Source organism: Brachybacterium nesterenkovii (assembly GCF_900163655.1).
Taxonomy (GTDB): Bacteria; Actinomycetota; Actinomycetes; order Actinomycetales; family Dermabacteraceae; genus Brachybacterium; species Brachybacterium nesterenkovii.
Genome location: NZ_FWFG01000098.1, coordinates 1 through 1,272, shown reverse-complemented (window position 1 = coordinate 1,272; position 1,272 = coordinate 1). Strand labels below are relative to the sequence as shown.

At 67.1% G+C, this 1,272-nt stretch carries 1 protein-coding gene; it reads left to right on the top strand.

Annotation, left to right across the window (positions count from 1 at the left end; genetic code table 11):
• The first annotated feature begins 253 nt into the window (after window positions 1-253).
• On the top strand, window positions 254-1,174 hold the full coding sequence (locus tag FM110_RS11070; protein ID WP_087104820.1) for an oxidoreductase: 921 nt from the start codon (window positions 254-256) through the stop codon (window positions 1,172-1,174).
• Window positions 1,175-1,272: the final 98 nt, after the last annotated feature.

Below are 1,272 nucleotides of genomic sequence, written 5' to 3'. Positions count from 1 at the left end.
TCGAGGTCTTTCGGGCTGAGTGTGTAGGAGCTCTCATCCTCGGGAGACCTCGACCTCTATCCGGCCACCGACGCGCCGGCCCGCCGCGCGACGTGCGCTACACCCTCATCTGGGAAGAGCCCCTTTGCCTCGCTTGCCACCAGCCCCGCACTCCGCGCCTGAACCGTTCCGAGCCAGCGGCGCAGCGGGTCCTCGGCGGTAGAAACGGAGTTACTTGATGATCTTGCCATAGGTAATAGCGTAACATTGGCGCATGGTGACAGAGCAGCAACCGAGTTCTTTCAGGGAGCGCAAGCGCGTTGGAGTCGTGGGCCCGGGAGCCATCGGGACGACGGTGTCCGCACTCCTACATGAGGCAGGCAACACACCGACGCTCTACGGTCGCACGCCGCGAACAGAGCTCACCCTGATCGACGGCGACCGCCGGATCGTCGTTCCCGGCCCCGTGCGCACCGATCCTGCTGCGCAGCCCGAGAAGGCGGATGTGCTCTTCTTGGCGGTCAAGGCCACCCAGACCGCGGCGGCAGCCCCCTGGCTGCGTGCTTTGTGCGCCCCCGGGACCGTGGTCTGCGTGTTGCAGAACGGCGTCGAGCAGATCGCTGCCGTTCGACCCCATGTTCCTGAGGGAGTAGAGGTCGTCCCCGCGGTCGTCTGGTTCCCGGCGCAGTCGCAGGAAGACGGCACCATCCTCCTGCGGGGCGAGCCCCGGCTGACGCTTCCCGCATCACCGGAGGCGGAGCGCATCGCGGATGTCCTGCGCGACACGCGCTGCCAGATCGAACTCGCGGGCGACTTCACCACTCTCGCCTGGCGCAAGCTTCTCCAGAATGCCGCTGCCGGGCTCATGGCGCTCACCGGTCGGCGTGCCGGCGTGTTCACCCGCCCTGACTTCGCGGACCTCACTCTCGACTATCTGAAAGAGTGCCTGGCCGTTTCGCATGCGGAAGGAGCAGCACTGAGCGATGACGTGCCCGCTGCCATCCTGGCCCGCTTCCAGGCCTTCCCGGCTGATATGAGCACGTCGATCCTCACCGACCGAGAAGCCGGCCGGCCGCTCGAATGGGATATCCGCAACGGCGTCATCTCGCGTCTCGCGCGCAGACACGACATCCACACGCCGATCAGCGACGCCATCACTGCGCTCCTCGCCGCCACAAGCGACGGCCCCGGATGACCCGGGACGCTGCTGCTCCGGCTCAGCGTCCGGAGAGATTACTGGCTCTTCCCAGATGAGGGTGTAGCGCACGTCGCGCGGCGGGCCGGCGCGTCGGT

Bases quoted from the DNA above. Each gene is read 5' to 3' on its own strand.
- FM110_RS11070 (WP_087104820.1), top strand. From the start codon at position 254: ATGGTGACAGAGCAGCAACCGAGTTCTTTCAGGGAGCGCAAGCGCGTT.